This is a genomic window from Okeania sp. SIO2C9, from assembly GCF_010672455.1.
Taxonomy (GTDB): domain Bacteria; phylum Cyanobacteriota; class Cyanobacteriia; order Cyanobacteriales; family Microcoleaceae; genus Okeania.
On sequence record NZ_JAAHGO010000025.1, the window covers coordinates 91,459 to 100,538 of the forward strand.

Annotated in this window: 7 protein-coding genes and 2 pseudogenes; 5 read left to right on the plus strand and 4 right to left on the minus strand. The window is 37.4% G+C overall.

The window, feature by feature from the left end; genetic code table 11:
• Positions 1-58: 58 nt before the first annotated feature.
• Both F6K23_RS20225 and F6K23_RS20230 read right to left on the minus strand, forming a co-directional pair.
• Positions 59-3,382: a HEAT repeat domain-containing protein gene (locus F6K23_RS20225; RefSeq protein ID WP_293159143.1), complete on the minus strand. Its 3,324-nt coding sequence runs from the start codon at positions 3,380-3,382 to the stop codon at positions 59-61.
• Positions 3,383-3,409: 27 nt separating this feature from the next.
• Positions 3,410-3,916, minus strand: a complete 507-nt coding sequence (locus tag F6K23_RS20230) for a hypothetical protein (RefSeq protein ID WP_293159145.1) — start codon at positions 3,914-3,916, stop codon at positions 3,410-3,412.
• A gap of 277 nt (positions 3,917-4,193) precedes the next feature.
• On the opposite strand from F6K23_RS20230, the pseudogene F6K23_RS20235 reads away from it, so the two are divergent.
• Positions 4,194-4,529 (plus strand): annotated as a pseudogene (locus F6K23_RS20235) (XisI protein).
• Positions 4,530-4,703: 174 nt separating this feature from the next.
• Here F6K23_RS20235 and F6K23_RS20240 read toward each other — a convergent pair.
• The gene (locus F6K23_RS20240) at positions 4,704-4,835 is read right to left on the minus strand and encodes a hypothetical protein (RefSeq protein WP_293159147.1); all 132 of its coding nucleotides are present in this window, start codon (positions 4,833-4,835) and stop codon (positions 4,704-4,706) included.
• A 233-nt stretch (positions 4,836-5,068) separates the two neighbouring features.
• Between F6K23_RS20240 and F6K23_RS20245 the strand changes: the two genes are divergently transcribed.
• Positions 5,069-5,629 (plus strand): Uma2 family endonuclease, encoded by a 561-nt coding sequence (locus tag F6K23_RS20245; protein WP_293159149.1) that lies wholly within the window; start codon positions 5,069-5,071, stop codon positions 5,627-5,629.
• A gap of 482 nt (positions 5,630-6,111) precedes the next feature.
• On the plus strand, positions 6,112-7,290 hold the full coding sequence (locus tag F6K23_RS20250; RefSeq protein WP_293159151.1) for an LptF/LptG family permease: 1,179 nt from the start codon (positions 6,112-6,114) through the stop codon (positions 7,288-7,290).
• Positions 7,291-7,709: 419 nt separating this feature from the next.
• Here the strand turns inward: F6K23_RS20250 and F6K23_RS20255 are convergent, their stop codons facing one another.
• Complete coding sequence (locus F6K23_RS20255; protein ID WP_293159153.1) at positions 7,710-8,339, minus strand: class I SAM-dependent methyltransferase; 630 nt, start codon at positions 8,337-8,339, stop codon at positions 7,710-7,712.
• 72 nt (positions 8,340-8,411) lie between these two features.
• Here F6K23_RS20255 and F6K23_RS20260 point away from each other — a divergent pair, with 72 nt between their 5' ends.
• Both F6K23_RS20260 and F6K23_RS20265 read left to right on the plus strand, forming a co-directional pair.
• The gene (locus tag F6K23_RS20260; protein WP_375340773.1) at positions 8,412-8,684 is read left to right on the plus strand and encodes a hypothetical protein; all 273 of its coding nucleotides are present in this window, start codon (positions 8,412-8,414) and stop codon (positions 8,682-8,684) included.
• A gap of 128 nt (positions 8,685-8,812) precedes the next feature.
• Positions 8,813-9,080: pseudogene (locus tag F6K23_RS20265) on the plus strand (hypothetical protein); the annotation flags it as partial.

Here is a 9,080-nt window from a genome sequence, read left to right on the forward strand (position 1 = left end):
CAACCTACATTAAGGCGAGCAGAAAGACTAAAACTAATCCTAACAGAAAGCGTAACTATCAAGACAACCAACGAGGTGTTTTTAATCGAAATGGAGGATGCCAAGCTTGATAAAATTCTGGGTAGGGGAGAGTTTGGGCACATTTCCAGATGATTTTGTAGCATTCTTTAAAGCGATCGCTACTATCTCTGTCACCTTTTGCTGATAACCAGTCTTTTAAGGATGCGAGAACTCCTACCATCTGCTCTTCTGCTAAAATTTTCTCTAAACTTTCTGCTGCTTGCCAACGAGTATGACTATCAGAAGTAGACTTTAAGAAATGCACTAAAGCATCAATCGCTTTCTGATTACCCATGCCAATTTTCTTTATGCTTTCTAGTGCTCGCATGGGAGTCTTTTCACCAGAAGTAGACCCAAACAAATGCACTAAAGCATCAATCGCTTTCTGATTACCCATGCCAATTTTCCCTAAGCTATCTGCTACTCGCCAGAGAGTCTCATCATCATAAGTAAACTCCAACAAATTCACTAGAGCATTAATTGCTTTCTCATTCTCCGTGCCAATTTCTCCTAAGCGATATGCTGCTTGATGACGAGTAAAATCATTAGGACTAGACTCCAACAATTGTACCAAAGCATTAATCGCTTTCTCACCACCGGAGTCAATTTTCTCTAAACTATACGCTACTACCCTGCGAATCAAATCGTCAGAAGTAGACTCAAACAAATGAACTAAACAATCAACCGCTTTCTGATTATCAGGGTCAATTTCCCATAAGTTTTCTGCTGCTTCCTTGCGAATCAAATCATCAGAAGTAGACTCCAATAATTGCATTAAACTATCAATAGCTTTCTGATTACCAGAGTCAATTTTTCCTAGACTTGATGCTGCTTTGATGCGAGTACCCTCATCAGAAGTAAACTTCAACAAAAGCATCAAATCATCAATAGCTTTCTGATTACCCATGCCAATTTTCCCTAAACTTGATGCTGCTAACGAGTGAGTCATCTCATCAGAAGTAGACCTCAACAAATGTATCAAACCATCAATAGCTTTCTGATTGCCCGTGGCAATTTTTCCTAAGCTTTCTTCTGCTTCCCTGCGAATCAAATACTCAGAAGTAGACTCCAATAATTGCATTAAACAGTCAATAGCTTTCTGATTGCCCGTGGCAATTTTTCCTAAGCTTTCTGCTGCTTGTCTATGAGTATGACTATCAGAAGTAGACTCCAATAATTGTACTAAAGCATCAATCACTTTCTCATTACCGGGGTTAATTTCCCCTAAGCTTTCTGCTGCTCGCGTAAAAGTATAATCATTAGCAGTAGACTCCAACAATTGCACCAAAGTATCAATTGCTTTCTCATTGCCGGGGTCAATTTTCCCTAAGCTATGTGCTGCTTGTCTGCGAGTATTACGAGAAGTAGACCCCAACAAATGAACTAAACCATCTATTGCTTTCTCATTCCCTACAGCAGTTTCCTCTAAAGTTTTTGCTGTTTCCCAGCAAGTATAATCGTCGCGATCCAAACTATCACCAGAAGTAGACTCCAGCAAACGCACCAAAATATCAATCGCTTTCTCATTGACCGTGCCAATTTTCCCTAAGTTTACTGCTACTAACTCGTGAGTCAAACAATAGGAAGTAGACCAAAACAATTTGACCAAAGTATTGATAGTATTTTTCCTTGGAGTCTCGAGTAAAGCAGCTTGAGCTTCTGTTTCTATTCCACTGAAACCGTTGCCCCAAAAAACTACTTCCTGCACTATTTTATCAGTTTGGCTGCATTTGCTAAATTCACCAACTCCAGCAGCAGCGAGAAAATAAGCCCGATACTCATAAAAACCCCTATCTACTATTCCAGGAATTAAAAAAATTCCACACCCATCCTTAAATTCAGTTAAAGCTTTAATAAACCCCTCCTTCTCTTCCTCCTCCACATACTCTCGCCCCAACCACAACAAAATTACCTGCTTCCACTGCGGCTCAAAAATACGATAATGTATCCCCTTCACAGGTTTATCCTTGTGTTCGCGAGGCAAGAAAAAATCCCAATCATCAATAACCAAAGCAGCAAAATATTCCTCAAACGTGGCATGAAAAAAAGCATAAACCTTTTTCGTCGGTGACTCTGCCGCCACCCCCACATTATTCAGCCATCCAATTTGCAACGCCAGATAAAACAGAGAATTTTCATCATCAGCATCCCCCAACCTCTCAACAATGAAATCCTGACGCAACCGAAAACGACTCCCACTAGAATCAATATCATCCTTCGCCAAACTACCCAACGCCAAATTTAACTCCCGTCGCTTACTTTCCTTAATTGGAAAAAGAACAGACTTCCACCGATAAAACTGCTCCACAAACTGACCATACAATTCCGCTTTCGTCTCCGGCAAACTTCCCTCATATAACTGCCAACTCCGACACAACAGCGCCAACCGCAAAGGATTTTGCACCAAATCTCGCACCCGCGCTTTTTCCTCTTTCCCCAACTCCTCCTTTAAGCGATCGCCCTTACTATTCTCCCCCCTTACAAAGTCTTGCTGTTGCTCTTGCTCCCCCCTTTCGGAGGGTTGGGGGTCTTCTTGCTCCCCCCTTACCAAGGGGGGTTGGGGGGGATCGAACCAATTATCAATAAACTGATGCACCTGCTGAGGATAATCAAAATCCAACAACCGAAAAGTCTCAAATTCAGACAAAGCATTCACATCCGCCTGCCAAACATTCAGACGACAAGTCAACACCACCCGCGCTTTACCCACCCACCCCGAAAGTTGACGAGAAATATTTTGCAATGTCTGACTGCCAGAAGTAGCAATTTCATCCACCCCATCCAACAACAACCACATTCGCCCTCGTTCAAATTGTTCGGTAAAATTCTCCCCCACCTTCTGGCGCTTATCTGGAGAAAAAGGCAGCCAAGAATTGAGCAAATAATCCTCAAAAGTCCTCAAATTCCCACCGTGAGTCAAATCTGCCAAAGAAACCCACACGGGCAAACCCAACTTCTGCTCCAATATCCAATTCGCAATAGTTTGTAGCAGAGTAGTTTTCCCCGCCCCCGGTTCTCCAATTAAAGAAATTCTCTTGCCTTGACTTTTTCCCTGTTTTTGCTGTAAAATCTCTTTTAAGAAAGTATTGTGGGTAAATCTGTGCTTTTCCTCATATTGGGGTTCATAAAGTTTCGTTCCCTGTTCGGGAGATAACCCATCTTGTTGCCGTTTCTCCGACTTTTTCCGTTCCACCAGTGCCAGGGGAACATAAATTTGTTCTCGGTGTTTTTTTGCCTCCTCATCATCGTGAAATAGGGAATTACTGGTTAGTTGATTATTCAGCATTTCCCGACAAATATCTTGCCATTTCTTGAGACTCAATTCTCTGCCCTGTTCAGGCGAAGTCAGTCAAATAGTAGTTCGCCTGTCAATCTTACGTTTGTCAATTTTACCAATTGTGTCAGCAACTATCCCATCTTTTCCTGTCTTTATTTTCTTCTCACTTTTTCCAACCACCATCCCACCTTTTTCCGCCTTAACTTCTTTTGCTACTATGTTGGCATTCTTTTCATCTTCCGACTCCAGAGACTTTAATGCTTCTCTAATTTCTTCCACAACCTCAGTCAACTTTGGATGAGAATTTTCTTCCACTGCCGCTGCCAACTCCTGTATTGTCCGAGCAACATCAGGATTTTCTGCTGCCTCCTGCATTTCCAAAACTGCCTGACCATAATCCAAAGGTTGCTCCGAAAATTGTTCAATAGCAGTCACAGTATCGGGAGACTCTTGTTTGAGATATTTCATCAACTTAGCACTTTTATCCCAGACTACCTGCCCAATATTTTCTCCTGTTTTTTCCAAACCTTTTGTCCCCAATACAGCAGCTAGCGCCATTACAATAGTAATAGGTTCCATAATTTTCAGCCTCCTAAAATTAGACTTAGATTAAGTTAATTATTAGATAATATTCTAAGCTATTCTATTTAATCGGGGCAAACTGAAAAAATCAATTAATTTAGGAATAGATGAAAAATATGAGTATTATATCTTTTCCAAAAATCATAAATTCTCTGAAAAAACTCTCATAGAGTTCACTAAAAAAGTCTATAGAACCAAAATAAGTTCTATAAGAAGAGGTAATTGTTAATTATTAATTATTAATTATTAATTGTTATACAGAGGCAATTATTCAATGGCTAAATTAGAAAATTACCGCAAAATTATTACTCAAATTCTTGAAAAACACGCCCAACATAAACCTAGTCATGGAGAAATTGAACCACTGTTACTTTGTGACCCAATAACGGATAATTATTTATTACTCGATACAGGATGGGATAAAACAGGGCGAGTTCATTATGTCGTTTTACATCTGCGAATAGTGGGAGAAAAAATTTGGATAAAGTCAGATGGAACTGAAAGAGGAATTGCTTTATAATTGTTAGAAAAAAATATTTATAAAGAAGATATTGTTTTAGGATTTATTCTTCCAAAAAGTAGGCATTTAACTGATTTTTCAGCAGCTTAAATTATCACTGACTATTTCAGTATTTTCACCTTATTGAATAGCGTTTTTGATTAATAAGTAGGTAGGCGCGAATAAACGTCACTATATAACGAAATGTTTATGCTGTCGAAACCCTTGAGATTGCTTCCTTCCACTCCGTTCCAGTCGCAATGACGTAGTTGTAAATTTTCTCACCTACCTACTTACATCTTCTAAAGTTTCTGCTAAGAATTCAGAAACATCCTCTTTTTGTTCTTGCAGTAACTCCATAATTGCTACTTTCAACAATTCTTTCAATTTTGTTTCATATATAGTAATTTCAGCCATATTTTTTTGATAATTATTGACAGCAATTATAATAAAAATAATAGCAATTATAGCAAATTTAATGATAATATATAAACAATTACAGCAGTTTTCATTTCAGTAGACTAAAGTAGGGGCGAATGCCATTCGCCCTTACATAATTTTGGTTCTGACGATGTGGTTTATTAACCTGAAAAGCGCTGTAATTTAACTGAAATAAAACTACGATCGCTCAACCCCAAAACTATCAAAACATGACTCCTGAAGAATATCTAGAATGGGAAGCCAAACAAGAATTTCGCCATGAATATGTAGATGGAGAAATTTTCCCTATGACAAGAGAAAATATTCCTTATAATAATATTGTTCTCAATTTATGTAGTACTTTATATCCCTCTGTTCATCAAAAAAGTTGTCGAATTAATCTGTTGGAGGTGAAAGTTAAGGATGGTAAAAATAGTCGTTATTTTTATCCCGATCTAGTTATTACTTGCAATGCTGACGATTTAAAATCTCGCGACTTTATCGAACATCCTACAGTAATTATTGAAATTCTTTCCCCCAGTACAGAAAAATACGATCACGGCGATAAGTTTAAATATTATCGTCAAATTCCTAGCTTGCAAGAATATGTTTTAGTAGACTCAAAATCAATATCTGTAGAAATTTATCAACGTGGCGAGGGAAAAATTTGGCATTATTCTGCATATACAGAAGGAGAGTCAATTACATTATCCAGTATTGAATTTACTTCCACTGTTAAAGTTTTATACGAAGGGATTAACTTTGAAACTGATACTACCGAGCAACAATAAACGTGGTGCTGCATATCATGGTAGTACATTAGACCTCTCCAAAAATCAAAAATAAAATCAATTTTTATCCAGAAGTTATCAATTATTCTTCCCTGTTCCCTTTTCCCTGTTCCCTGTTCCCTCTTTTCTGGATATGTCTATTGGAATTATTTTGATTATGAGAAACAGCAGTGGGAGCATCTTGCTCCCTGATAACTGATAACTGATAACTGATAACTGAAATGGCAATTTATCAGCTTCAGCACTTTTATTCAGATTAAGCTAACCTTAAATAATATCCTAAAACATCTCTATTGATCGGGGCAGAATTAAAAAGCTAACCTAGTGCAGGATGGCGGAAATAACTGGTTACAAAATCCAAAAACAATTACAAATCAATACTTTTGAGGGCGAATGCCATTCGCCCCTACGACTTTTGACTTCCGCGTAGCGGCACTAGCTTTCAATTCTGAATTGTAGACTTGACCTTAAATCTGAAGTATATGGAGCGCAGTATCTCAAAATCTTTATTCTTCCTACAAAGACTGGAACCAAAAATTTCAGTTATGGACCGCTACATCATCATAGAATTAATAGGGCCATTTCTCTTTGGTGTAGGATTATTTTCATCTATCGGGGTGACAGCAGGGGCAATGTTTGAATTGGTCCGAAAAGTAACAGAATCTGGACTACCTATTTCTATTGCCCTTCAAGTATTTTTCTTAAAAGTGCCAGAGTTTATGGGTTGGGCATTCCCTATGGCAATGGTACTATCGACTCTGATGGTTTACAGTCAGATGTCTAGTAATAGTGAGATAGTTGCTCTGCGTAGCTGTGGCATTAGTGTCTATCGAATGCTTATACCAGCAGTAATACTAGGTTTGACAGTCACTGGTCTAACTTTTGCCCTCAATGAAGTAATTGTACCCAATGCCAACTATCAAGCATCTCTGACTTTAGAGAGAACTTTAGACCGAGAAGATCCTCCTTTTCGGGAAGAACATATTTTCTATCCAGAATTTGGCAAAGTTGAGCGGCCAGACGGAAGTAAGGAAGATACCTTGACTCGTTTATTCTATGCCGAAAAGTTTGATGGTAAATATATGAGGGGGGTAACTATTGTAGATCGTTCCCAATATGGGGTTGACCAAATTGTGTCTTCTGAGTCAGCAACCTGGAATCCAGCAGAAAATATTTGGGACTTATTTAATGGGACTATTTATATTGTATCTCCAGATGGTTCTTACCGTAATATTGTTAAGTTTGACCATCAAGAATTAAAACTTTCTACGGCACCTTTAGATTTAGCGGATAAAAGACGTACTTATCAACAGATGAATATTCCTCAATCTTATGAATATTTGGAGTTAATGCGACTGAGTGGAAATCATCGGAAAATTATTAAAACTCAGGTCAGGATTCAACAAAAGTTTGCTGTACCTTTTGTTTGTTTAGTTCTGGGTTTAGTAGGAGCAGCTTTAGGAATTAGACCTCAGAGAAATGCCAATAGAGGGACTAGCTTTGGTATTAGTGTGATAATTATTTTTGCTTATTATTTACTTTCTTTTATTACAGGGGCAATGGGGCAAAAAGAGGTTTTGACTCCTTTTTTGGCTGGATGGTTACCAAATTTTATGGGTCTTGGAGTGGCAATGTTACTTATAGCAAGAGCTTCTCGTTAATGAATTCAGAATTCATAATTTAGAAGTCAGAAGTTGTTTTTGTAAGGGGGATTTTGAGTAACTCTCCAAAAAGATTTCGCTTTAAAAGGTAGGCTTTTAGACCCAATTATTTTGATAGTTAAAAGTAGGGTGTGCAAATCTTGAGCAATTGAATCAGGACTTACGCAACGGAACTAACGATAGTAGATGCATCCAGAATAATGACCAAATTATAGGCTATATATAGAGTTACTTCATAATTATTGTTAATATTAAGTAAGGGTAATTAAAGTAACATTTGCCTACCTTTTTATTCTCAGGACTTACCCATGAGGTAGGAAAAACTAGGACTTGAGATTGCTTTCCTATAGGTTGCTTCGGACGGAAATACGTTGAGGTGTGTAATTCCTAATTCTTTAGGATGACTGAAAAATATCTCCTCAAGCTTTGCGAAATATGAACTGACCATTACATATTTCTAATAGCTTAATGCCTTTTGTTTTTCTGAACTCATCGACTGCTTCTTTTACACCACCTTTCCACCAACCACCACTGCCATAGTCATCTCCTGTGATGAAACCTCCCGACTTGGTTTTCTTGAAGGATAATTCTAAATCATTCTTGACATACTCATATAAATGATTTCCATCAATATATATCCAGTCAAAGTATTCATCTGGAAACTGCTCAAGAATATCTGTTGAATAACCACGGTGAACCTTTACCTGTCCAGCTTGCATTTCCTGGGAAAACCTATCACAGACCCCTGAGTAACGTTCATCCATAGTTTTTTGCCCATCTTTAGCTTGACCACCGTACCATGCGTTTGCGTATGTGTCCGAAGTCTGATACTCCCAAGGATCGATCAAATGTAGTTCTTTGGGGGCAATTAAATCAATAATTTTCTGAGAAAAATTACCTTTATGGACTCCTATCTCAGCACCTATTGATTGTTTAGGTAGCATTTCTAAGAGAAAACTGCGTCCTTCCCGTCCACTTCTGGTCAGGCCTAATGTCTGAGCTAACTTTTTACTTCCTGGGATTTGCTTGATTAAATTTCTCAAATTCATAATCTATTTTATTAAAGATTGTAAAGATCAAAAAACACGATTGAACTATAACTTACAGCCTTTTAAGCTAATATGTCAAATCCTTTAATATCCAAATTAAGAATTAGTAGATTTTTATCGCTCTTACATCAAAATTTGATCAATCGAAGCTGGATATTCTGGTCTGGTTTAAGTTTAGCTATTGTCTTAATTTATGGTTTTGAATCTCCCAAAGTATCCTTCCAAAGTGAATATTTCATTCAAGATGATGCACGACAACATATATTTTGGATGGGTCGTTTTTTAGATGCAGAATTATTTCCTCAAGATTTCATTGCTGACTATTTTCAATCAGTAGCTCCATAATCAAGTCAAAAGTCATGCATTCAAAAATCAAAAGTAATAACTGACAATAAATTGGAAAAAATGATTCAGACTCAACAACGATTGGCAATCATATCATTTATTATAACATCGCTAATCTATAATCAAATATGTTAAATCCTTTAATATCCAAATTAAGAATTAGTAGATTTTTATCGCTCTTACATCAAAATTTGATCAATCGAAGCTGGATATTCTGGTTTGGTTTAAGTTTAGCTATTGTCTTAATTTATAGTTTTGAATCTCTAAAAGTATCCTTCCAAAGTGAATATTTCATTCAAGATGATGCACGACAACATATATTTTGGATGGGTCGTTTTTTAGATGCAGAATTATTTCCTCAAGATTTCATTGCTGACTATTTTCAATCAGTAGCTC